Raw genomic sequence first — 22,749 nt, 5'->3', positions numbered from 1 at the left:
AACAGAGGACCATCTCCTTTTTCTCACAACGCATTTTATTCTATCATACTTCTTTTAACTTGGCAAGGAATTTTTTATCTTGTTTTGTAAGATTTGCATTTTCCAGCAAATCCGGTCTTCGCTCCAAAGTACGGATCAAAGACTGCTCTCTTCTCCATTTCTCCACATTAGCATGATGGCCGGACATCAGGATGGGCGGCACTGCTTTGTCGCGCCACACTTCCGGACGGCTGTACTGGGGATACTTCAGCAGATTATCATGAAACGAATCAAATTCCGCCGAATCTTCATTATGAAGCACACCGCCCACCAGGCGGGACACCGCATCCATAATGACCAGTGCCGGAAGTTCACCTCCGGTCAGCACATAATCACCAATGGACACTTCTTCATCAACAATCTCTTCCAGCACCCGTTCATCAATACCTTCATAATGACCGCACAGGAAGACAATTTCCTCCTCCTGTGCCAATTCTTCTGCCATCCTCTGGTTGAAGACTTTTCCCTGGGGGCTCATATACAGGACCTTCGGCTTCTTCGGGAGCTTTTCAGCAACCGACTGATAAGCCAGATAAACCGGTTCTGCCTGCATGACCATACCGGCGCCTCCGCCATAGGGATAATCATCGACCCGGTTATGTTTATTAACGGAAAAATCACGAATATTGACGGTATCCAGACTCAACAGTCCTTTTTCTACCGCCCTTCCTGTAATACTTGTCTGAAATCCGTCTCGGATCATATCCGGAAACAGTGTTAAAACATGAAAATTCATTAGTCCAGCAATCCCTCCAGCACATGAACCGTCATGCGTTTTTCTTCTACATTCACATCCAGAATGCAGTCTCGGATGGCCGGAAGCAGGATCTCCTCACCATCAGAAGTCTCTACCACATAGACATCATTGGCTCCTGTCTCCATGACGTCGATTAAGGTTCCCAGAGCCTTGCCTTCGTCCGTTACTACTTCCATGTCGATGAGATCCGCAATAAAATTCTCATTCTCTCCCAACGGCACAGCTTTCTCTCTCGGAATCAGCAGATCTTTGCCCTTGTAAGGCATGATTTCATCTATATTATTGAAGCCCTTAAACTTCAGAATGACCTGATTTTTGAAAAATTTTACCTGTTCAATTTCCAACGTTTTCTTTTCTCTTCCGGTATCCAGAATCACTTCCTTTAACTTCTTGAATCTGGTCGGATCATCTGTCGTTGGAAATACTTTAACCTCTCCGCGCACACCATGCGTGGAAGAGATCACACCAACTCTTAAAAAATCTTCCATCAATACGTTCTCCATGATAATAATGAAAGGACGCCGGAGAACCGGGAACCCACAAGCCTATCGGCCCGGAGCTTCCGGTCACGGCGTCCTGTCCGCGACCGTTAATTACTGTACGATCTCTACTACTACTTTTTTATCGTCTTTGGAAGCTGCTGCCTTCACGACAGAACGGATGGCTTTTGCAATACGGCCCTGTTTGCCGATCACCTTACCCATATCGTCTGCTGCTACGTGAAGTTCTATGATTGTAGCATTTTCCTTTTCCGTCTCGGTGACAACCACCTCATCCGGATGGTCAACCAGTGACTTTGCAATCACCTCTACCAGTTTTTTCATACTTCCACCTCCGTGGTGTCCTTAAGAAAAGAACTTATTTGGTGATTCCTGCCAGTTTAAACAGTTTTCCAACCATCTCGGTCGGCTGAGCGCCGTTTGCAAGCCATTTTTTAGCTGCCTCTTCGTTGATGTTGAAAGTGCTCGGATCGTTGTTCGGATCATAAGTTCCGATCTCCTCGATGAAACGTCCGTCACGCGGGGATCTGGAATCTGCTACGATTACTCTGTAAAACGGTGCCTTTTTCTGTCCCATTCTTCTTAATCTGATCTTTACTGCCATTGTTTCTTCCTCCATTAAATAAATGTATTGTAGTTTATATTCTATATTGTAAACGGAAAATCCGGATGCATCTGTTCCCTAGAAGGGTAATTTGCCGAACATTCCTTTTTTACCAAATTTACCTTTGCCGCCCATCAGTCCCGGCATCTGCTTCATCATCTTTCTGCTCTGCTCGAACTGTTTTACCAGACGGTTGACTTCACTGATATCCACACCTGCGCCGTTGGCAATTCTGCGCTTTCTGGATGGATTCAGAATCGACGGATTCTGACGTTCCTTGACGGTCATGGAAAGAATCATTGCCTCAATACGGGCCATCTTCTTCTCATCCACAGCATCTTCCAGCTGCTTCATCTGCGCGCCGCCCATCCCCGGCATCATGCTTAAGAGAGCGCCAATACCGCCCATCTTCTTCATCTGCCGCATACTTTCCAGATAATCCTCGAAGTCGAACTGGTTTTTCTTCATCTTCTGAACCATCTTCTTGGACTGCTCTTCGTCAATGGACTCCTGCGCCTTCTCAATCATGGTCAGAATATCACCCATGCCAAGAATTCGGGATGCCATACGGTCCGGATAGAACTGTTCCAGATCGGAGAGTTTCTCACCCATGCCGATATAGAGGATCGGTTTTCCGGTCACTGCGCGGATGGAAAGTGCCGCACCACCACGGGTATCACCATCCAGCTTGGTAAGGATCACACCATCAATGCCTACCTTATCCACGAAAGTGGAAGCTACATTTACTGCATCCTGTCCAGTCATGGAATCCACAACCAAAATACTGTAATCGACATTGACATTTTCCTTGATCTCCACAAGCTCTTCCATCATGGATTCATCAATGTGAAGACGTCCTGCGGTATCCAGAATGACAACGCTCATTCCATGCTTTTTCGCATGTTCCACGGCAGCCTTTGCAATATCCACCGGCTTGTTCTGATCTCCCATGGAAAATACTTCCACGCCCTGCTTCTCACCATTGACCTGCAGCTGCTTAATAGCTGCGGGGCGGTACACATCACAGGCTGTCAACAATACCTTGCGGCCTTTGATCTTGAACTTTCCGGCCAGCTTTGCTGCGGTAGTCGTCTTACCTGCTCCCTGAAGACCAGTCATCATAATAACCGTAATCTCGTTGGAAGGGCGAAGCTTAATCTCTGTCGTCTCGCTTCCCATCAGCTTGACCATCTCTTCATTTACAATCTTGATGACGGTCTGCCCCGGTGTCAGGCTTTCCAGCACGTCCGTACCGACTGCCCTTTCCTCCACCGCTTTGATGAACTGCTTTACTACTTTGAAACTTACATCCGCTTCCAGAAGTGCAAGTTTGACTTCTTTCAGACCTGCTTTTACATCGGCCTCGGTCAGTCTTCCTTTACCCCGAAGGTTCTTAAATACGTTCTGTAGTTTTTCTGATAAACTGTCAAATGCCATCTATAGCTCCTCCAGGATCTCGGCTGCGATCTGTCCGATCTTCTGCATGGACGGATCGTCTTTTTCATTTTCGGTAAGCTTATGTATCTCTCCCACTTTTCCGCGGAGATCCACAAAGCGTTCCACCAGATGAAGCTTCTCTTCATATTCATTCAGAAGCCGTGTGCTACGCTTGACCATATCATGCACGCCCTGTCGGCTGATGCTTAAGGACTGGGCTACCTCGCTTAGGGAGTAATCATTCAGTACCACATCTTCATATACCTGCTTCTGATGCTCTGTCAAAAGCTCACCATAAAAATCATATAAAAGCGTCTGTCTCAGAATCTCTTCCATCGTTGTCACCTTGTGTATCTTACACGATTCGGGTAGTGGTGTCAAGTGTTTTTTCTTGACAAGTTGATTTTTCGCAAAAAGCGGCCGCTCCTTATCCGAGAAGCGGCCTTCATCATCTGTTATTTCCTATTTAAGTTTATCCAGAATGGAATATCCAATGGTTCCTTCCGGCATTTTTACACCGAAATTATCTGCTATAGTAGCACCAATGATGGCAAAGGTATCGGTCTCCGGGAGTTCTCCGCTGCCTTTCATTGCTTTGGAGTATGCCAGGAACGGTACTTTTTCTCTGGTGTGGTCGGTTCCGGTATAGGTCGGATCGTTTCCATGGTCTGCGGTGATAATGAGAAGGTCGTCTTCACGCAGAGTATCAAGAAGGACTCCCAGGTTTACATCGAATTTCTCAATCTCCTGTGCGTAGCCTGACGGATTTCTTCTGTGTCCCCACAGAGCATCGAAATCTACCAGATTAACGAAGCAGAGTCCGTGGAAATCTTTCTTTGCCACATCGATGGTCTGTTCCATGCCGTGAACGGAGCTCTTGGACTTATATGCCTCCGTAATGCCCTCTCCCACGAAAATGTCATTGATCTTTCCGATGGAGATGACATCAAGGCCTGCATCTTTCATTGCATTCAGCGCGGTCGGACCAAAGGGTTTCAATGCATAGTCATGACGGTTGCTGGTACGCTTGAACTCGCCTTTTTTCTTGCCGACATACGGTCTTGCAATCACACGGCCCACTTTCCACTCGTCTCTCATGGTCAGTTCTCTGGCAATCTCACAGCAACGGTACAGCTCATCAAGACCGAAGGTCTCCTCATTTCCGCAAATCTGAAGGACGGAATCGGCAGAGGTGTACACGATCATATGTCCTGTTGCAATTTCTTCTTCTGCCAGTTCATCCAGAATTTCCGTGCCGCTGGCACTCTTATTGCCGATGACCTTATGCCCGGTACGCTCTTCCAATTCTTTAATCAGTTCCGGCGGGAATCCGGTCTCGGTAAAGGTCTGGAATGGTTTGGTCACTTCCAGTCCCATCATTTCCCAATGTCCGGTCATGGTATCTTTTCCGCGACTCTTCTCCCGCAGCTTGCCGTAGTAAGCCAGCGGATGATCCGTCGGTGCAACTTGCTTTAACGGAGTAATATTTGCCATTCCCAATCTTTGGAGATTCTGGATCTCAAAGGTGTCGACAGATTCTGAAATATGCCCCAGAGTATTGACACCGATGTCACCGAAATCCGCAGAGTCCGGCATTGCACCGACTCCTAGGGAATCCATGACAACTACAAAAACTCTCTTAAATTTTTCCATGTCGCATTCTCCTATCACGTTAGAATTACGTTTTGAAAAGCAGCCAGCTGCTTTGGAAGGTGACAGCCTGTGAAAGAAACGTCCGCAGTCCCGGTACTTCATGAGAACGAGCAGTCAGCGATGTTCGAATGTTAGTACCGCTGGATCGAGGACTTAGCGCGAGCGGTTCCGCTCACAGCCTGTCACTTCCAAGTGCTGGGCTGCATGTAAATAATGCCTGAATAAAATTAATTATTTCAGATTATTGGGTCCGAATCCAAGCGGAAGAAGCTCTTTCAGTGTGAAGATTTCATACTGCTCTTTTCCGGTTGCCAGAATGATCTGGAACTCTTCCGGATCACAGAACTCCATCATAACCTGACGGCAGACACCACATGGAGCTGCATATTCTTTCAGTTCTTTATTCATACCGCCCACAACACAGATAGCATCAAATTCCAGCACGCCCTCGCTGACTGCCTTGAAAAATGCCGTTCTCTCCGCACAGTTGCTTGGAGTATAGCCTGCATTTTCAATATTGCAGCCGCCATAGACAGTTCCGTTCTTTGCCAGCAGAGCCGCTCCCACATGGAAATGAGAATAAGGTACGTAGGAATAATCCATCATATTGATAGCTTTATCAATCATTTCTTCAATCTGCTTCTTTTCCAGCTCTTTCATACAACCTCAAACAATCCTTTCCTTAATATCCAGTTGCCTCTTCCTGTTTCACCAGTTTGATAATACGGCTGGTTCCCAGACGGTCCGCACCCAGAGAAAGGAACTTTTCTGCATCGTCAAGAGAAGAAATTCCTCCAGCTGCCTTCATCTTCACATTCGGTCCGATATGCTCGGAAAACAGTTTGATATCCTCAAAAGTTGCACCTGCTTTGGAAAATCCGGTAGATGTTTTAATATAATCAGCCCCTGCTTTTGTCACTGCTTCACACATACGGATTTTTTCTTCATCGGTGAGCAGGCAGGTCTCGATGATGACTTTCAGTATTTTGGAACCGCATGCTTTTTTGAGCGTACGGATTTCCTCTTCGATGCAGTCAAATTTGCCGTCTTTTGCCCAACCGATATTGATGACCATATCAATCTCATCTGCGCCATTTGTCAGTGCATCCTTGGTCTCAAACTCTTTTGCCGCGGTGGTCATGTATCCGTTCGGAAAACCAATCACGGTGCAGACTGCCATTTTATCCTGTACATATTCTTTTACCTGTTTTACATAAGCAGGCGGAATACATACAGAAGCGGTTCCATAGGTAATTGCATCATCACAGATCTGTTTGATCTCCGCCCAGGTAGCAGTCTGCGTCAGCAGTGTATGATCGACATGTTTTAAAATCTCTTTTACATCCATTCTTATAAATTCTCCCCGTCTTTATTATTATGCCAGTTCCAGTGCAATCTCCATCATCTTGCCAAATCCCAGCTGACGGTCTTCTGCACTTAAGAACTCGTTGGTATACAAATGGTCAGAAATGGTCAGCATACAGAGGGCTTTCTTACCTGCTTTTGCTGCATTCATATACAGAGCTGCCGCTTCCATCTCCACAGCCAGTACACCCATGCTGCGCCACAGATCATTGACATTCGGGTTCGCATTGTAAAATACGTCAGAAGAAAGGACATTTCCAACGACTACATTGGTACCCTGACGTTTTGCAGTCTCAACGGCTCTGTTCAGCAGGTCATAATCTGCGATCGGAGCAAAAGTTCCCGGAAGGCCATACTGATATACATAGTTGGAATCCGTGCAGGCACCCATGCCGATGACTACATCCATCAGTTTCAGATGATCCTGCAGGGCTCCTGCAGAACCAATACGGATGATCTGATCTACATCATAGAAGTTAAACAGCTCATAGGAATAGATTCCGACGGAAGGCATACCCATGCCTCCGCCCATAACGGAAATCTCTTTTCCTTTGTAAGTTCCGGTATATCCAAACATGTTTCTGACTGCAGTTACCTGTCTCGGATTCTCGAGATACGTCTCTGCAATGTATTTTGCTCTCAATGGATCTCCGGGCATCAGTACGGTTTTAGCGAAATCGCCTGCTTTGGCGCTGTTGTGCGCAGTTGGTGTGTTGGACATGTTTGTTCTCCTTTCTTATTTAGACTTCACAAAAATCTTGCCGTTGGCTGCCGGTGTGTGAGCTTTTCCCACGAACAGCACCAGTGCCACGATAGTTACCACATACGGAATCATGGAAATCAGGTTCGGGGATACCATATTGCTCTGGGATGCCAGGGATTTGATACCACTGCAAAGGCCAAAGAGCAGGCATGCCTTCGTTGCTCCCTCCGGGGAGAACTTTCCAAAAATAACCGCTGCAATCGCAATGAAGCCCTGTCCTACGATTACGCTTGGACGGAACTGGTTAATGGTTGCCAGCGTGACAAAGGCTCCGCCAAGCCCGGCCAGAAATCCGGACAGAATCACACAGATGTAACGAACCTTGTATACGTCAATACCCAGGGATTCACATGCTTCCGGATGTTCCCCGACAGCTCTTAAGTGAGCTCCGAATCTTGTTTTGTAAAATACAAACCAGCAAATAAATGCCAGAATAAATACCAGATATGCCACTGCATAGACATTCAGTACGTTGCTCCAGAAAGAACCGGTCGGGAACACACCCTCAAAGAGTTTCGGCAGCTTGCAGCTGGGATCCATCGCCGGTGTATCGGAAGAGTTATTGTACATCGCCTTGCAGAGGAACAGTGCCAGTCCAGGTCCTAAGAAGTTGATCGCCGTACCGGCAATGGTCTGGTCTGCATGGCAGGAAATACATGCAAATGCGTGGATCAGTCCGAACAGTGCGCCCGCCAGTCCTGCACAAAGGAATGCGATCCAGCCGTTTCCGGTGGTCAGCCCCATAACCGCTCCGGTGAAAGCACCGATGGTCATCATTCCCTCAATACCGATGTTGACCACTCCGCTTCGCTCGGAAAAACAGGAACCAAGTGCCGCCAGCAGAAGGGGCGGGGTTGCGATCAGGGTCGCATTGATCAGAAGTCCAAGGTCTTTTATTAATTCATTCATCTTATTTTGCCTCCTTCTTCTTTGCTGCTTTCAGCACGAATACTTTAAATACATGGGCGATGGCAATCAGCAAAACGATGCATCCCATGATGATATCAACAACCTCAGAAGGTGCTTTTACAATACTAAGCTTGGATCCGCCGTATTTCATAGCTCCATAGAAAAGTCCGGAGAAAATACATCCAATAGGATTGGAAGATCCGATAAGGGCAACCGTAATTCCTTCGAACCCGAAGCCTTCCTGTCCGGCAAACTGACTGAGACGTCCTGCCATACCAAGTACCTGCACGGCTCCGCCAAGACCGGATAACAGTCCGGAAATTCCAAGGGCGGTCAGGATTGATTTGTTGGCATCAATTCCTCCATACTCCGCGCCATTGCTGTTAAAACCAACGGCTTTCAGTTTATAACCAAGGGTCGTCTTCTCAATGATGACCCAGATAATCGCTGCCGCGATGACTGCCAGTACAATTCCCCAGTGGGCATTGCTGCAGTCCAGAGTGCTGCGCAGTCCTTCCGGCATCAGCAGTCTTGCAGAAGCTGCCACATCCTGGGTTGCTTCACTGCTGTCACGATGGATACCCGGAAGATTTACTACATAGTTAGAGAGGTAGAAGGCAATCCAGTTAAACATGATGAAGGATAATACTTCATGAATGCCTCTTTTTACTTTCAGGGCTCCGACGATCAGGGACCAGATGCAGCCGGCTGCTGCAGCTGCCACCAGACATACAATGGCATGAAGCCCTGCCGGAAGCTTTAATACGATTCCCAGTACACAGGCCACCAGTCCGCCGATGACGAACTGTCCCTCTGCACCAATGTTGAATACACCTGTTCTGAAGGAAAAGGCTACACTCAGACCGGTAAAGATCAGCGGGCTTGCATAAACAAGCGTCCATACCAGATATTTCGGCTTGCTGAAAATACTGCTGAACAGTTTTCCGTATGCCACAGCCGGACTGATACCTGCAATCATCAGGAACACCGCTCCGATCAGAAGACCGGCTATAATCGCAATGATGGTATAGAGTACATTACTTTCCAGAATGCTTTTCTTTTTATTCATTTGTCTTTCCTCCTGCCATCATAAATCCAAGTTCTTTCTCATCTGCGTCCTTACCCGCTACGCTTCCGGTGATCTGGCCGTCAAAGATAACCTCGATCCGGTCAGACAGGCTCATGATCTCATCCAGCTCGAAGGAAACCAGTAGAACCGCCCGGTTCTTGTTTCTCTGCTCTACCAGATATTTATGTACAAACTCGATTGCTCCTACATCAAGGCCTCGGGTCGGGTTAACTGCAATCAGAAGCTCTTTGTCATTGGTTACCTCGCGGGCAATGATGACTTTCTGCTGATTTCCGCCGGACAGGGTACCTGCCGGAGATTCCGCACAGCCTCTCGGACGCACATCAAATTTCTCAATCAGTTCTTCTGCATGTTCTTTGATGGCTTTCCGGTTCAGAATACCATGAGAAGAATAGGGTTCTTCCTCAAAATGCTGCAGAATCAGGTTGTCCTCATTGGAGAACTCCAGAATCAGGCCATGTTTCTGACGGTCTGCCGGAATACTGGAAATACCGCTCTCAAAAGTCTCCTTTGGTGTCTTATTGAAGACATCTTTGCCAAGCATGGTCACTTTTCCGGATTCTGCTTTCCGGAGTCCGGTCAGTACTTCTACCAGCTCCGTCTGTCCGTTTCCATCTACACCTGCCAGGCCAACAATCTCACCGCGTCTGACATTCAGATGGAAGCCTTTCAGGATCTCGACACCACGATAATCCTTTGCATGAAGGTCTTCGATATCAAGAACCACTTCGCCCGGCTCCTGGTCCTTCTTGTCGACTTTGAAGTTTACGTCACGGCCTACCATCATGGCTGCCAGCTCATTTTCATTGACGTCTGCTACCTTCACCGTCTGAATGTATTTACCCTGACGGATAATGGTACAGTTATCAGAGGAAGCTGTGATCTCTTTCAGCTTATGGGTAATCAGGATAACGCTCTTGCCATCTGCGGTCAGATTGTCAATGATCTCCATCAGGCCTTCGATCTCCTGGGGGGTCAGGGAAGCCGTCGGCTCATCAAGGATTAGCGTCTCCGCTCCGCGGTACAGAACCTTTAAGATCTCTACACGCTGCTGCATGCCGACGGAGATGTCCTCTACCTTCGCATCCGGATCTACTTTCATTCCGTAACGCTCCGACAGTTCCATCACTTTCTCCTTGGCCGTCTCCTTATCAATGGTAAGTCCTTTCGTCGGCTCCATTCCAAGAATGATGTTCTCAGTTACCGTAAAGGGCTGGATCAGCATAAAGTGCTGATGCACCATACCGATCCCGATATCAATGGCATCCTTGGGGCTGTTGAAATGAACTTCCTTCTCATTGATAAAAATCTGTCCGCTGGTCGGTTTGTACAGACCACAGAGTACATTCATCATGGTACTCTTTCCGGCTCCGTTCTCACCCAAAATCGCATGCACCTCTCCTTTGTGCACGGTCAGATTGATGTGGTCATTTGCTGTAAAATCGCCAAATTTTTTCACGATGTCTTTCATCTGAATGACGACTTTACTCTCATCCATATGGCTTGTTCTTGCCACAGCTTGTTCCCTCCTGCTTTCTCATTAAATAAGTGTTACGTGCGTAAACCCTTTTTCTTCCATAATCTTTCCAAGATGTGCCAGATAATCCTGCCCCGGCACCTGAAAATGAGAATATTCTTCTCTCACACCCATGGGACGATACGCAATAATCTTTACACGAATATCATTGATTTTCAGATAAGGTGCCAGAAAATCTCCAATCTCCCGTACACTTTTTTCTGTATCATAAAGATCCGGCACAATGACAGCCCTTACCTCATAAAGCTTAGATGTCTTTGCAAGATAAACGGCATTCTGAAGTACCATCTCATTGGTATATCCGGTTACTTTCTTATGTTCTTCGGCTTCAAATGCCTTGATATCCAGCATCACGCCGTCTGCCACTTCCATCAGCTCCGGATAGTTTTCAAATGGCACCATACCGTTGCTGTCGATCAGTGTTCCCAGTCCATCCTTCTTTGCCAGCCGAAACAGTTCCGTTAAAAATTCCGGCTGCAGCATGCATTCCCCTCCTGAGACGCTGATTCCCCGGATAAACGGAATCTGTTTTTTTACTCTCTCGTAAACTTCTTCCGGAGTCATCTCACAGGTTCTCGGTGAACTGTCATTGGGACAGACATGGATACAAGTGTCACACTGCACACATTTCGCGGGATCAAACTTCACTTTTTGGTCTGTTCCCATGGACAGTGCCCCTGCCGGGCAGTTTTTCACGCAGGTGCCGCACTGCACACACATTTTTCTCGTTTCCGGATTGTGGCAATATTTGCAGTTGATATTACATCCCTGCAGAAAGATTGCCGTCCGGTTACCCGGACCATCCACACTGCTGAAGGGGATGATCCGGTTCACTACTGCTTTCATTTAACGTACCTTTCTCTCCAGAATATGTCCGTTTCTGGCAGCTCCCAGTCCCAGTGCCGTGGTATCCTGAAGCACTGCCTCGCCGTTTGCCAGTTTTTCCAGCTCGGAGCGTTTTACCAGATATCCGGTTACACGAATCACATCACTGTCACTGGAATAGAAGGACAGATAACGGAGATCCATCTTGAAGGAACCTTTGATAATATCCAGTACATACTCCGGATTCCGATGAACCGTCATGTCGATCGGGAAGATGTCTCCGGTACCGGAGGTGAAGTATTTATGGAATTTTTTCAGGACATTCAGCTGGTCAATGAGCTCTTCCGGCTCCTCACCGATCGGGATTCTGGTTCCCGGTGTGACGTTTTCATCCTCTGCCAGACCTACCTGTGCATGGAGAAGGAAATGTCCGCCGGTTCCTTCACAGTATTTATTTTTATGGTTCAGATTGAATTCTTTGATAATCTCCATGATTTCCACACCAAGATCATTCGCTGCTTCATCATGTCCGAAACGTCCCTTGATCCCCTCTTTTTCAAACAGGATATTGACGCAGTCTGCAAGACCTACCAGTCCATACATACCGGAGAAACGGTCTCTGTGAATGAATCCTTCTTTAGCCAGGAAGTTGTTCTCGAAGAATCCACTCTCCTCTACTTCGAATTTGATTCTGGCATCCATATAACGTGCCATAATATCCAGTACGTACGGAAGTTCTCTTTCCTTGAAGTCCTGAATATTTTTTGCTCTCTTGGCAATATTTCCAAGCACCAGACGGCAGAGGGTGTAAGCGCCGCCCCCCAGCAGAAGTCCGTTGTAGCAGCTGGCAATGACATAATTCTCGCCCAGCTCACTCTTGAACATTTTATGATTTGCAAAGCTCGGTTTTGCGCTGTGCATTGCACAGTCGATGGCTTTCAGTGCAAAATCATCCGGAGTAATATCCTCGTCATATTTGAAGCTCAAGTTCGGAACTGCATTTTCCAGTTCTTTCTCTGCTTCCAGAAGAAGACGTCCTGTCTTGGTAGCTTTCGGTCCGATATTTGCATGGGAGAAGGAATCTAAAATGGTACGGTCCATCTGGATCAGGAAGAGTTTCAGCATTTTCTTTGCCTGTGCCTCATCCACGGTGTCAATGTACGGCTCCAGCAGTTCGTCCAGCTGACCAACATATACCGGATAGTTGGTAACGCTCGGTACATGTTTGTAGAAAATCATCAGGCTGTTCAGTGCCTCATATAGATCCGTCGGCGGGTCCAGCTGAAGGAATTTGCTTCCTTCTTTCAGGAATTTTGCATAATCCGGGATGATGTAACGCGGACGCATGGGAGCATGGCCCTCAGACAGATCGCAGATACATTTGCGATCGATGGGTACGTTCAGAAGCTCATCCAGACCTTCCGGAAGATCCAGTACTTCCATCAGGGAATCTGCCTGATTAGCCAAGCAGGTTAATTTCTGCTCATGGGTGAGCGTTGCGCTCTCAATAATGTCCAGAATATTTTTTCTTGTTTCATTGACTCTTTCCATAGAAATGTCACGCATAATAATAGTTTCCTCCTCGTGGTATAAACATGTAGTGTAATTTTATTTCTCAGCGTCTTCTTTGATCAGCTTGCGGATTGCTTCCACAGCCACACGGATGGCCATATCCGTATCATGGGCTACCGGATTATCCAGGCCCTGTTTTTCTCTCTCCTGGTTAGCCATTACCAGAAATACAGATCCGCAGCGCACATGCAGGGTGCTTGCTACGATGAACAGTGCTGCAGACTCCATCTCGGATGCCAGACATCCAAGGCGTTTCCATGCCTCCCATTTGTTCAGGAGTTCATAGCTGACCGGCATAGTCTCCGGTGAATGCTGCCCGTAAAATGCATCCTTGCACTGCACCACTCCCACATGGGAGGTCTGTCCCAGTTCCTTTGCAGCAGACCGTAATGCATTTACAATATCAATATCTGCCAATGCCGGGAACTCGATGGGTGCATATTCTTTACTGGTTCCCTCCATACGGATGGCACCGCTGGCGATCACTACGTCAGAACTCTTTACGTCCAGCTGCATGCCTCCGCAGGTACCAACACGGACGAAGGTATCTGCTCCGCATTTTACCAGTTCTTCCATGGCAATGGATGCGGACGGACCGCCGATACCGGTGGATGTAACACTTACCTTCACACCGTCAAGGTAACCAGTGTAAGTCACATATTCGCGGCTGTCTGCCACCAGTTTTGCATCATCAAAGTAAGCAGCAATCTTGGCACAGCGCTTCGGGTCTCCCGGAAGGATTACGTATTTTCCGACTTCTCCTTCGCCTACCTGAATGTGATACTGTTTATCCGGATTCTCTGAATATTTCATTGTCATTCCCCCATTTCGTTAATCTGATCTTTCATTAGTTCTTTAATCTGTTTATATTGTTTCCATGTCATCACAATATTCCAGCCATTTCTGGTGATAAGTTTTTTCTCCTCCAGCTCCTTCAATGCTCTGGTGATCGTCCGTTCCGATAATCCTGTAACTTCTGAAAAATCTTTTCGACTCATATAGACGCTGTAGGTGTCGAACTTTCCATATGTCTCATATAAATTGGCAAGGATGAGATAAACTCTTTCATTACCCGGAAGCAGCACGTAAAGCCGCTCTTTTCTGGACTGATCCAACAGATAGCCGATGATTCGTTCTGTCTCCATCTGAAGTGCATCCACATCTTTCAAAATCCATTTCTCAAAGGCATCTCTCGGTATCTTTAAAAACAAGCTGTCCCGCGTGGTCGCCAGCGTGGTTCGATACTGATTCATATGTCCCAGAATTTCCATAGTTCCGAAAGTCTCGATGGGATCAAAATGACAGAATCCATAAACCGTTTCCCGCACCCGGTAATCCACTGCCGAGACACATCCTTTCAGAAGGATATATACCTTGTCTACCGGTGTTCCTTCCTGTATGAAGGTCGTCCCCTCCGGCATCCGTATTACCTGCATGCTTCCTGTCACGCTCTCCGGTGCATGAGCAAAGTAACGGTTCAGGTAATTTCGCTGTTCCGTATTCAGTTTTCGAATGATTTCATCTGCTTCACTCATTTTTCGTTAATTTATCCATTTCCTCTTTTATTTCTACTTTATTTATACCACATTTCTCACAGGCAAGAAAGGACAAATGTCCTTTCTTCATTCTTTTTCTTGCCATTTGTCACTTTTAGAATTTTTTCATGACTATTACCAAAACCCAAAGCCTGTTTTTGTCTATAATCACCATATCTACAGGCGCAAAAAAACTGACAGCCGGAAAGGACAGCTGTCAGTTTTAGAGCGCTTTTATTATTTATTTAGACTTCACAAAAATCTTGCCGTTGGCTGCCGGTGTGTGGGCTTTTCCCACGAACAGCACCAGTGCCACGATAGTTACCACATACGGAATCATGGAAATCAGGTTCGGGGATACCATATTGCTCTGGGATGCCAGGGATTTGATACCACTGCAAAGGCCAAAGAGCAGGCATGCCTTCGTTGCTCCCTCCGGGGAGAACTTTCCAAAAATAACCGCTGCAATCGCAATGAAGCCCTGTCCTACGATTACGCTTGGACGGAACTGGTTAATGGTTGCCAGCGTGACAAAGGCTCCGCCAAGCCCGGCCAGAAATCCGGACAGAATCACACAGATGTAACGAACCTTGTATACGTCAATACCCAGGGATTCACATGCTTCCGGATGTTCCCCGACAGCTCTTAAGTGAGCTCCGAATCTTGTTTTGTAAAATACAAACCAGCAAATAAATGCCAGAATAAATACCAGATATGCCACTGCATAGACATTCAGTACGTTGCTCCAGAAAGAACCGGTCGGGAACACACCCTCAAAGAGTTTCGGCAGCTTGCAGCTGGGATCCATCGCCGGTGTATCGGAAGAGTTATTGTACATCGCCTTGCAGAGGAACAGTGCCAGTCCAGGTCCTAAGAAGTTGATCGCCGTACCGGCAATGGTCTGGTCTGCATGGCAGGAAATACATGCAAATGCGTGGATCAGTCCGAACAGTGCGCCCGCCAGTCCTGCACAAAGGAATGCGATCCAGCCGTTTCCGGTGGTCAGCCCCATAACCGCTCCGGTGAAAGCACCGATGGTCATCATTCCCTCAATACCGATGTTGACCACTCCGCTTCGCTCGGAAAAACAGGAACCAAGTGCCGCCAGCAGAAGGGGCGGGGTTGCGATCAGGGTCGCATTGATCAGAAGTCCAAGGTCTTTTATTAATTCATTCATCTTATTTTGCCTCCTTCTTCTTTGCTGCTTTCAGCACGAATACTTTAAATACATGGGCGATGGCAATCAGCAAAACGATGCATCCCATGATGATATCAACAACCTCAGAAGGTGCTTTTACAATACTAAGCTTGGATCCGCCGTATTTCATAGCTCCATAGAAAAGTCCGGAGAAAATACATCCAATAGGATTGGAAGATCCGATAAGGGCAACCGTAATTCCTTCGAACCCGAAGCCTTCCTGTCCGGCAAACTGACTGAGACGTCCTGCCATACCAAGTACCTGCACGGCTCCGCCAAGACCGGATAACAGTCCGGAAATTCCAAGGGCGGTCAGGATTGATTTGTTGGCATCAATTCCTCCATACTCCGCGCCATTGCTGTTAAAACCAACGGCTTTCAGTTTATAACCAAGGGTCGTCTTCTCAATGATGACCCAGATAATCGCTGCCGCGATGACTGCCAGTACAATTCCCCAGTGGGCATTGCTGCAGTCCAGAGTGCTGCGCAGTCCTTCCGGCATCAGCAGTCTTGCAGAAGCTGCCACATCCTGGGTTGCTTCACTGCTGTCACGATGGATACCCGGAAGATTTACTACATAGTTAGAGAGGTAGAAGGCAATCCAGTTAAACATGATGAAGGATAATACTTCATGAATGCCTCTTTTTACTTTCAGGGCTCCGACGATCAGGGACCAGATGCAGCCGGCTGCTGCAGCTGCCACCAGACATACAATGGCATGAAGCCCTGCCGGAAGCTTTAATACGATTCCCAGTACACAGGCCACCAGTCCGCCGATGACGAACTGTCCCTCTGCACCAATGTTGAATACACCTGTTCTGAAGGAAAAGGCTACACTCAGACCGGTAAAGATCAGCGGGCTTGCATAAACAAGCGTCCATACCAGATATTTCGGCTTGCTGAAAATACTGCTGAACAGTTTTCCGTATGCCACAGCCGGACTGATACCTGCAATCATCAGGAACACCGCTCCGATCAGAAGACCGGCTATAATCGCAATGATGGTATAGAGTACATTACTTTCCAGAATGCTTTTCTTTTTATTCATTTGTCTTTCCTCCTGCCATCATAAATCCAAGTTCTTTCTCATCTGCGTCCTTACCCGCTACGCTTCCGGTGATCTGGCCGTCAAAGATAACCTCGATCCGGTCAGACAGGCTCATGATCTCATCCAGCTCGAAGGAAACCAGTAGAACCGCCCGGTTCTTGTTTCTCTGCTCTACCAGATATTTATGTACAAACTCGATTGCTCCTACATCAAGGCCTCGGGTCGGGTTAACTGCAATCAGAAGCTCTTTGTCATTGGTTACCTCGCGGGCAATGATGACTTTCTGCTGATTTCCGCCGGACAGGGTACCTGCCGGAGATTCCGCACAGCCTCTCGGACGCACATCAAATTTCTCAATCAGTTCTTCTGCATGTTCTTTGATGGCTTTCCGGTTCAGAATACCATGAGAAGAATAGGGTTCTTCCTCAAAATGCTGCAGAATCAGGTTGTCCTCATTGGAGAACTCCAGAATCAGGCCATGTTTCTGACGGTCTGCCGGAATACTGGAAATACCGCTCTCAAAAGTCTCCTTTGGTGTCTTATTGAAGACATCTTTGCCAAGCATGGTCACTTTTCCGGATTCTGCTTTCCGGAGTCCGGTCAGTACTTCTACCAGCTCCGTCTGTCCGTTTCCATCTACACCTGCCAGGCCAACAATCTCACCGCGTCTGACATTCAGATGGAAGCCTTTCAGGATCTCGACACCACGATAATCCTTTGCATGAAGGTCTTCGATATCAAGAACCACTTCGCCCGGCTCCTGGTCCTTCTTGTCGACTTTGAAGTTTACGTCACGGCCTACCATCATGGCTGCCAGCTCATTTTCATTGACGTCTGCTACCTTCACCGTCTGAATGTATTTACCCTGACGGATAATGGTACAGTTATCAGAGGAAGCTGTGATCTCTTTCAGCTTATGGGTAATCAGGATAACGCTCTTGCCATCTGCGGTCAGATTGTCAATGATCTCCATCAGGCCTTCGATCTCCTGGGGGGTCAGGGAAGCCGTCGGCTCATCAAGGATTAGCGTCTCCGCTCCGCGGTACAGAACCTTTAAGATCTCTACACGCTGCTGCATGCCGACGGAGATGTCCTCTACCTTCGCATCCGGATCTACTTTCATTCCGTAACGCTCCGACAGTTCCATCACTTTCTCCTTGGCCGTCTCCTTATCAATGGTAAGTCCTTTCGTCGGCTCCATTCCAAGAATGATGTTCTCAGTTACCGTAAAGGGCTGGATCAGCATAAAGTGCTGATGCACCATACCGATCCCGATATCAATGGCATCCTTGGGGCTGTTGAAATGAACTTCCTTCTCATTGATAAAAATCTGTCCGCTGGTCGGTTTGTACAGACCACAGAGTACATTCATCATGGTACTCTTTCCGGCTCCGTTCTCACCCAAAATCGCATGCACCTCTCCTTTGTGCACGGTCAGATTGATGTGGTCATTTGCTGTAAAATCGCCAAATTTTTTCACGATGTCTTTCATCTGAATGACGACTTTACTCTCATCCATATGGCTTGTTCTTCCCACGTTTCTTTCCTCCTGTATATGTAGAATCGGCATGTCTTCCGTAGACAGGAAAACCCGTGGATTTTCCTCTCTATCGAAGACATGTGGCAATCTCAGAAAATTCCGTATGTGCTTACGGGGTCCGCATATACGCAGACCCCGCACCACATTGTTGGATATTCAGTTTACCGTCAGAATTAATCTAACTGATATACATCACCATATTTTGCCTCGAAGGACTCTTTGTCATCCGGAACAACCACTTCACCGCTGACGATTTTCTCTTTTACTTCATCAACTGCAGTGATTACTTCCGGAGCAATCAGATCCTGGCTCGGAGCGATATCAACACCGCCTGCTGCCAGGTCGAAGGATTTAATGCCGCCTTCAAGAGTTCCGTCGATGAGCTCCTGAACTGCTTCGTATACTGCGTTGTCGACTCTCTTCATAGCAGAGGTCAGAACCGTGTCCGGAGCAATGCTGGACTGGTCAGAGTCAACACCGATTGCATAAACCCCTGCCTCCTGGCAAGCCTCAATAACACCAAGTCCGGTAGCGCCTGCTGCCTGGAATACGATGTCAGCGCCTTTGGTAATAGCAGTATTTGCCATGGTCTTACCGGTAGCGGAATCAGCGAAAGAGTTTGCATTGAACTGCTGTACGGTGATATCCGGGTTCGCATCAATAGCACCTGCACAATAACCATAACCGAACTGGTTCATGGTCTCGTTGGTCATACCAACTACAAAACCAATATTGTTGGTCTTGGTAGTCAGACCAGCTACATATCCTACCAAATAGGAAGCCTGCTCTGCATGGAAGATAAGGCTGGTTACGTTGTCAAGATCGATGGAAGAATCATCGATGATAGCAAATTTGGTATCCGGGTTAGCTTCTGCTGCAGCTCTCGTTGCATCGGCAAGCATGTAGCCAACGCTGATGATCAGATCATAATCCTCATCAACAAAAGTCTCCAAGTTCGGAGCATAGTCAGCGTCAGTAGCGGATTCCAGATAGTTAACAGTCACACCAAGCTCCTCGCCTGCTCTCTCAAGTCCTTCCCAGGAAGACTGGTTGAAGGAACCATCGTTTACACCACCTACGTCAGTGATCAGACCTACTTTGAACTCAGAAGCATCTTTGGTGTCAGCAGCCTCAGCGCTATCTCCGCTCTCCTCAGTTTTGGTAGTATCTGCAGTATCAGCAGAATTGCTTCCTCCGCAAGCAGTCAGGGATGCCACCATAGCACCAGCTAACAATACAGCCAGCATTTTCTTTTTCATATGTTTCTCTCCTTTTTTCTTTTTCGGCTATTCACCTTATTCTATAATACCATCAATCTGCACAAATGAAAAGAAATATTTTTCAAGCTCTCATCATTTTCCATAATTCATGTTTCACGCTGTCATCGGCAAAAGCCACTTCCACCGCATTACGCTCTATCCGATAGAATTCCTCCAATGGGATTCCACAGTGTTTCTGTACCTCTTCCATCTCCCTGGAAAGGGTTGTTCCGCTGACAGTACGGTTATCGGTATTTAATGTTACCAAAAGTCCTTCTTCCAGGAATTCCCTGATGGGATACTGCTCCCAGCTGTTCACTGCATGGGTCTGCAGGTTGCTCACCGGACACATCTCAATGCCGGTTCTGTGTCTTCTGCAGACATCCATGATATCTTTCCGTCTGCCCATAGCAATGCCGTGGCCCACTCTCGCAGCACCCAGTTCTACTGCGCCCAGAATGTTCTCTGCTCTTCCGCACTCTCCTGCATGGATGGTATACGGATATTCCAGTTTCTTTGCTTCCTTAAAAAGCTCCACAAACTTTTCCATAGGCCATGCTGCCTCATCTCCTGCCAGATCCGCCGCGCAGACGCCTTCTCCTAAAAATTCCCGGCAACCCTTTAACATGGCAAGGTTCGTCTCCAGATCATGATGCCGCATGGCGCAGACAATGACATTATAAAATGTTCCGCACTGCTCTTTGGCTTCTTTCAGTCCGTCCAGCACCGACTCGATCACCGTTCCATAATTCATGTGATCATTCACAGAACAGGTGGGAGCAAACCTCACTTCCACATAGCGGACATTTTCTTTTGCCACATCCAGTAAAAAATTCCTGCTGGCTTTTTTGATGCCCTCCGGCGTCTGCAGACACTGGATTGGCAGGTCAAATTTCTGCAGATATTCCGCCAGATTCTGACAGTCCGGCTGCACCTGCAGTTCTTCCGGCGAAATATCCTTTCCCAGAATTTCCCGCACGCTTGCCAGTGTCAGAGAGCCGTCCAGATGGCAGTGAAGTTCCACTTTCGGCATTTTTAAAATTTCCTGATTCATACTTCCGTATCCTCTTCCTTCTTTTCTTCTTCCAATTGTTCACAGACCGGCTCCCGGGTTTCCTCCATCTCACCCAGAATTCCGGACAGCAGGCGTTCCAGCGTGAACAATTCCTCTTCTTCCATCATTTCGTCCAGAAGATTCAGATTCGGATCCGAGTGTTCGATCTCTCTGGACAGGCAGTGTGCCACATCAATTTGATCTTCTAACGTAAACGTCTTATCCTTTTCCAGCCACAAGCCCATCCCCAGTTCCCGAATCAATAATGTACAGACAACCGCAAATTTTACCTTACCAAAGGCATTTTCATCATAAACTGCTCCACAAAAATAGGTAAACAGGAAATACATTAATAACTGTTCATATTCGTATTCCCGCTCTTTCATATATCCGTCGAATTCCCGACAGATTTCCCCATAAGTTTCCGGTGAAAGTTCTCCATAAAGCCGATGCTCCTGCTTATGCAGAAACTCTGTCCATTGGGGTCTCATCACTTCCAGTCGGTGCAGGCGATGCATCATGGCACGCATCACCTGACGGCGGCTTTCTATCATTCCATAGTGCTTTACAAACCGTTTCATTGCTTTTTCCGCAAATGCCGGCTTCTGATATTTTTCCAGCAGATCGTCCACTTCATAGAGCATGGAACGGGTAATACGGGACTGCAGGTCATGAGTGGATGCCAGAACCAAAGCCATCCTATGCCGGATATCCAACTCCCGGTTCTGTACCACTTCATAAAGATAGTCTCTGATTTCTTCCAATTTAGTAAATAAGAAGAAATCAAATTCCTCATACTCTTCTTCCGGTGTTTTCCGAAACGAACCGTCAAAGGTCATGGGTTTGTCAGTCCCCAGTATCAGGCGGGCTGCCGCCGGGCAGGATAAAGAAAGAGAAATCTCTCTTAGATTCTCGTATTCCTCATAATGCCTCGGATAACGGGTACAGGTCTTACAAAGCATTTCCTTTCCCGCTTCCGTGTAAATATCGCACAGATTTTCCTCATTGAGAAAAGCACAGCGCCCTTCACACTGTTCAAAAGATTTCCGTTTCCAGTTGATGCAGTTTTTCAGCCTGCTTCCAAAAGATCCCGGATACTTCTTATATTTTTTTAATGACACGGGATCAATCATAATCTCCCATGCGGCACAGCAGGTGTCCTTACACGCAGACGCTTCACATTGAAAATCATAAAAATAACTTGGATACGTATATTCCATCTTTATCCCCCTGTCTGATTTTGTTTCTTTATCTGGTCAGTACTTCATAGCCGTCATCCAGAACAGCTACCGTTACCTCCCACTGTGCGGACGGCATTCCATCTTCCGTATAAACCGTCCAACCATTATTGTCATCCACATAAAATTCCGGACCGCCCATATTAATCATGGGTTCAATGGTAAATACCATGCCCGGTACCATGATCTCGCCGCTTCCTTTCGGTGATACATAACTGACCCACGGCTCCTCATGGAACTGCAAACCAACCCCATGGCCTCCGATCTCTTCCACTACCGAATATCCCTGACTCATGGCATACATATGGATGGCATGACCCATATCACCTAACGGTTTCCACGGTTTCACTTCCATGAGTCCTACCTGAATGGCCTCTTTTGCCACCTGTACCAGCCGTTTCTTGTCAGCACTTACTTCCCCGATACAGAACATTCTGGACGCATCGGAAAAATATCCCTTATAAATCGTGGAAACATCCACGTTGATGATGTCTCCTTCTTTTAAAATTTCGTCCTCACTGGGAATTCCATGGCATACCACACTGTTGATGGACGTGCACACACTCTTCGGAAATCCTTCATAATTCAACGGTGCCGGAATGGCTCCCATTTTCTTCGTCTGGTCATAAACCCAGCGGTCAATCTCTGCTGTGGAAATACCCGCACGGATATGCTCCTCCACATAATCCAATACTGCCGTATTGATCTTGCCGCTCTCCCGGATTCCATCAATCTGTTCTCTGCTCTTTACCAGCACATTTCCGATTTTCATGATTTTTTTCTTCTTTCTTCGCATATCTTCACTCTTTCTGCGGATACCCCGCCC

Annotated in this window: 24 protein-coding genes; all 24 read right to left on the bottom strand. The window is 47.2% G+C overall.

Features of this window, described 5'->3' with window-relative positions:
* Positions 1–43: 43 nt before the first annotated feature.
* The 24 genes from trmD to map all read right to left on the bottom strand — a co-directional run bounded on the left by trmD (position 44) and on the right by map (position 22,740).
* Positions 44–775 carry a tRNA (guanosine(37)-N1)-methyltransferase TrmD gene (gene trmD, locus ACZMB2_RS02950; protein WP_487595428.1) on the bottom strand — a complete coding sequence of 244 codons (732 nt, stop codon included), beginning with the start codon at positions 773–775 and terminating at the stop codon, positions 44–46.
* The gene (gene rimM / locus ACZMB2_RS02945; RefSeq protein WP_308459878.1) at positions 775–1,284 is read right to left on the bottom strand and encodes a ribosome maturation factor RimM; all 510 of its coding nucleotides are present in this window, start codon (positions 1,282–1,284) and stop codon (positions 775–777) included. Before rimM ends, trmD begins: the two co-directional genes overlap by 1 nt.
* Before the next feature lie 105 nt (positions 1,285–1,389).
* Positions 1,390–1,620 (bottom strand): KH domain-containing protein, encoded by a 231-nt coding sequence (locus ACZMB2_RS02940; RefSeq protein WP_487595427.1) that lies wholly within the window; start codon positions 1,618–1,620, stop codon positions 1,390–1,392.
* A gap of 34 nt (positions 1,621–1,654) precedes the next feature.
* On the bottom strand, positions 1,655–1,900 hold the full coding sequence (gene rpsP / locus ACZMB2_RS02935; protein ID WP_118769857.1) for a 30S ribosomal protein S16: 246 nt from the start codon (positions 1,898–1,900) through the stop codon (positions 1,655–1,657).
* Positions 1,901–1,978: 78 nt separating this feature from the next.
* Complete coding sequence (gene ffh, locus ACZMB2_RS02930; RefSeq protein ID WP_487595426.1) at positions 1,979–3,337, bottom strand: signal recognition particle protein; 1,359 nt, start codon at positions 3,335–3,337, stop codon at positions 1,979–1,981.
* Positions 3,338–3,673 carry a YlxM family DNA-binding protein gene (gene ylxM, locus ACZMB2_RS02925; RefSeq protein ID WP_118769855.1) on the bottom strand — a complete coding sequence of 112 codons (336 nt, stop codon included), beginning with the start codon at positions 3,671–3,673 and terminating at the stop codon, positions 3,338–3,340.
* 126 nt (positions 3,674–3,799) lie between these two features.
* Positions 3,800–4,990 (bottom strand): phosphopentomutase, encoded by a 1,191-nt coding sequence (locus ACZMB2_RS02920; protein WP_487595425.1) that lies wholly within the window; start codon positions 4,988–4,990, stop codon positions 3,800–3,802.
* A gap of 231 nt (positions 4,991–5,221) precedes the next feature.
* Positions 5,222–5,641, bottom strand: a complete 420-nt coding sequence (locus ACZMB2_RS02915) for a cytidine deaminase (protein ID WP_487595468.1) — start codon at positions 5,639–5,641, stop codon at positions 5,222–5,224.
* Between the two features lie 31 nt (positions 5,642–5,672).
* Positions 5,673–6,338 (bottom strand): deoxyribose-phosphate aldolase, encoded by a 666-nt coding sequence (deoC, locus tag ACZMB2_RS02910; protein ID WP_487595424.1) that lies wholly within the window; start codon positions 6,336–6,338, stop codon positions 5,673–5,675.
* Positions 6,339–6,365: 27 nt separating this feature from the next.
* The gene (gene deoD / locus ACZMB2_RS02905; RefSeq protein WP_118769848.1) at positions 6,366–7,076 is read right to left on the bottom strand and encodes a purine-nucleoside phosphorylase; all 711 of its coding nucleotides are present in this window, start codon (positions 7,074–7,076) and stop codon (positions 6,366–6,368) included.
* A 15-nt stretch (positions 7,077–7,091) separates the two neighbouring features.
* Entirely contained in the window at positions 7,092–8,027 is a 936-nt protein-coding gene (locus tag ACZMB2_RS02900) for an ABC transporter permease (RefSeq protein WP_487595420.1), read from the bottom strand.
* Between the two features lies 1 nt (position 8,028).
* Positions 8,029–9,096, bottom strand: coding sequence for an ABC transporter permease (locus tag ACZMB2_RS02895; RefSeq protein ID WP_487595419.1), 1,068 nt, complete (start codon positions 9,094–9,096; stop codon positions 8,029–8,031).
* Complete coding sequence (locus ACZMB2_RS02890; RefSeq protein WP_487595467.1) at positions 9,089–10,615, bottom strand: ABC transporter ATP-binding protein; 1,527 nt, start codon at positions 10,613–10,615, stop codon at positions 9,089–9,091. Before ACZMB2_RS02890 ends, ACZMB2_RS02895 begins: the two co-directional genes overlap by 8 nt.
* 42 nt (positions 10,616–10,657) lie before the next feature.
* On the bottom strand, positions 10,658–11,500 hold the full coding sequence (locus tag ACZMB2_RS02885) for a YjjW family glycine radical enzyme activase (RefSeq protein WP_487595423.1): 843 nt from the start codon (positions 11,498–11,500) through the stop codon (positions 10,658–10,660).
* A complete protein-coding gene (locus ACZMB2_RS02880; protein WP_487595422.1) occupies positions 11,501–13,045 on the bottom strand; it encodes a YjjI family glycine radical enzyme in 1,545 nt (514 codons plus the stop codon).
* A gap of 42 nt (positions 13,046–13,087) precedes the next feature.
* Complete coding sequence (udp, locus tag ACZMB2_RS02875) at positions 13,088–13,864, bottom strand: uridine phosphorylase (protein WP_118769852.1); 777 nt, start codon at positions 13,862–13,864, stop codon at positions 13,088–13,090.
* 2 nt (positions 13,865–13,866) lie between these two features.
* A complete protein-coding gene (locus ACZMB2_RS02870) occupies positions 13,867–14,586 on the bottom strand; it encodes a Crp/Fnr family transcriptional regulator (RefSeq protein WP_487595421.1) in 720 nt (239 codons plus the stop codon).
* Positions 14,587–14,827: 241 nt separating this feature from the next.
* Entirely contained in the window at positions 14,828–15,763 is a 936-nt protein-coding gene (locus ACZMB2_RS02865; protein WP_487595420.1) for an ABC transporter permease, read from the bottom strand.
* Position 15,764: 1 nt separating this feature from the next.
* On the bottom strand, positions 15,765–16,832 hold the full coding sequence (locus ACZMB2_RS02860) for an ABC transporter permease (protein WP_487595419.1): 1,068 nt from the start codon (positions 16,830–16,832) through the stop codon (positions 15,765–15,767).
* The gene (locus ACZMB2_RS02855; protein WP_487595467.1) at positions 16,825–18,351 is read right to left on the bottom strand and encodes an ABC transporter ATP-binding protein; all 1,527 of its coding nucleotides are present in this window, start codon (positions 18,349–18,351) and stop codon (positions 16,825–16,827) included. The genes ACZMB2_RS02860 and ACZMB2_RS02855 overlap by 8 nt, the downstream gene beginning before the upstream one ends.
* 194 nt (positions 18,352–18,545) lie before the next feature.
* Positions 18,546–19,631, bottom strand: a complete 1,086-nt coding sequence (locus ACZMB2_RS02850; RefSeq protein WP_487595418.1) for a BMP family lipoprotein — start codon at positions 19,629–19,631, stop codon at positions 18,546–18,548.
* A gap of 82 nt (positions 19,632–19,713) precedes the next feature.
* A complete protein-coding gene (gene add, locus ACZMB2_RS02845) occupies positions 19,714–20,685 on the bottom strand; it encodes an adenosine deaminase (RefSeq protein WP_487595417.1) in 972 nt (323 codons plus the stop codon).
* Positions 20,682–21,905 (bottom strand): flagellin lysine-N-methylase, encoded by a 1,224-nt coding sequence (gene fliB, locus ACZMB2_RS02840; protein WP_487595416.1) that lies wholly within the window; start codon positions 21,903–21,905, stop codon positions 20,682–20,684. The genes add and fliB overlap by 4 nt, the downstream gene beginning before the upstream one ends.
* Before the next feature lie 28 nt (positions 21,906–21,933).
* A complete protein-coding gene (map, locus tag ACZMB2_RS02835) occupies positions 21,934–22,740 on the bottom strand; it encodes a type I methionyl aminopeptidase (protein WP_487595466.1) in 807 nt (268 codons plus the stop codon).
* Between the last annotated feature and the right edge of the window lie 9 nt (positions 22,741–22,749).

Source organism: Hominiventricola sp. (assembly GCF_057604405.1).
This window is presented reverse-complemented; position numbering and strand designations above follow the sequence as displayed.

Excerpts from the sequence above, each read along its gene's own strand:
- ACZMB2_RS02865 (WP_487595420.1), bottom strand. The coding sequence starts at position 15,763 with ATGAATGAATTAATAAAAGACCTTGGACTTCTGATCAATGCGACCCTG.
- ACZMB2_RS02940 (WP_487595427.1), bottom strand. The coding sequence starts at position 1,620 with ATGAAAAAACTGGTAGAGGTGATTGCAAAGTCACTGGTTGACCATCCG.
- ACZMB2_RS02920 (WP_487595425.1), bottom strand. The coding sequence starts at position 4,990 with ATGGAAAAATTTAAGAGAGTTTTTGTAGTTGTCATGGATTCCCTAGGA.
- fliB (WP_487595416.1), bottom strand. The coding sequence starts at position 21,905 with ATGGAATATACGTATCCAAGTTATTTTTATGATTTTCAATGTGAAGCG.
- ACZMB2_RS02850 (WP_487595418.1), bottom strand. The coding sequence starts at position 19,631 with ATGAAAAAGAAAATGCTGGCTGTATTGTTAGCTGGTGCTATGGTGGCA.
- ACZMB2_RS02880 (WP_487595422.1), bottom strand. The coding sequence starts at position 13,045 with ATGCGTGACATTTCTATGGAAAGAGTCAATGAAACAAGAAAAAATATT.
- ffh (WP_487595426.1), bottom strand. The coding sequence starts at position 3,337 with ATGGCATTTGACAGTTTATCAGAAAAACTACAGAACGTATTTAAGAAC.
- ACZMB2_RS02860 (WP_487595419.1), bottom strand. The coding sequence starts at position 16,832 with ATGAATAAAAAGAAAAGCATTCTGGAAAGTAATGTACTCTATACCATC.
- rimM (WP_308459878.1), bottom strand. The coding sequence starts at position 1,284 with ATGGAAGATTTTTTAAGAGTTGGTGTGATCTCTTCCACGCATGGTGTG.
- ylxM (WP_118769855.1), bottom strand. The coding sequence starts at position 3,673 with ATGGAAGAGATTCTGAGACAGACGCTTTTATATGATTTTTATGGTGAG.
- ACZMB2_RS02885 (WP_487595423.1), bottom strand. The coding sequence starts at position 11,500 with ATGAAAGCAGTAGTGAACCGGATCATCCCCTTCAGCAGTGTGGATGGT.
- deoD (WP_118769848.1), bottom strand. The coding sequence starts at position 7,076 with ATGTCCAACACACCAACTGCGCACAACAGCGCCAAAGCAGGCGATTTC.
- deoC (WP_487595424.1), bottom strand. The coding sequence starts at position 6,338 with ATGGATGTAAAAGAGATTTTAAAACATGTCGATCATACACTGCTGACG.
- rpsP (WP_118769857.1), bottom strand. The coding sequence starts at position 1,900 with ATGGCAGTAAAGATCAGATTAAGAAGAATGGGACAGAAAAAGGCACCG.
- add (WP_487595417.1), bottom strand. The coding sequence starts at position 20,685 with ATGAATCAGGAAATTTTAAAAATGCCGAAAGTGGAACTTCACTGCCAT.
- ACZMB2_RS02870 (WP_487595421.1), bottom strand. The coding sequence starts at position 14,586 with ATGAGTGAAGCAGATGAAATCATTCGAAAACTGAATACGGAACAGCGA.
- ACZMB2_RS02855 (WP_487595467.1), bottom strand. The coding sequence starts at position 18,351 with ATGGATGAGAGTAAAGTCGTCATTCAGATGAAAGACATCGTGAAAAAA.
- ACZMB2_RS02900 (WP_487595420.1), bottom strand. The coding sequence starts at position 8,027 with ATGAATGAATTAATAAAAGACCTTGGACTTCTGATCAATGCGACCCTG.
- ACZMB2_RS02890 (WP_487595467.1), bottom strand. The coding sequence starts at position 10,615 with ATGGATGAGAGTAAAGTCGTCATTCAGATGAAAGACATCGTGAAAAAA.
- udp (WP_118769852.1), bottom strand. The coding sequence starts at position 13,864 with ATGAAATATTCAGAGAATCCGGATAAACAGTATCACATTCAGGTAGGC.
- trmD (WP_487595428.1), bottom strand. The coding sequence starts at position 775 with ATGAATTTTCATGTTTTAACACTGTTTCCGGATATGATCCGAGACGGA.
- ACZMB2_RS02895 (WP_487595419.1), bottom strand. The coding sequence starts at position 9,096 with ATGAATAAAAAGAAAAGCATTCTGGAAAGTAATGTACTCTATACCATC.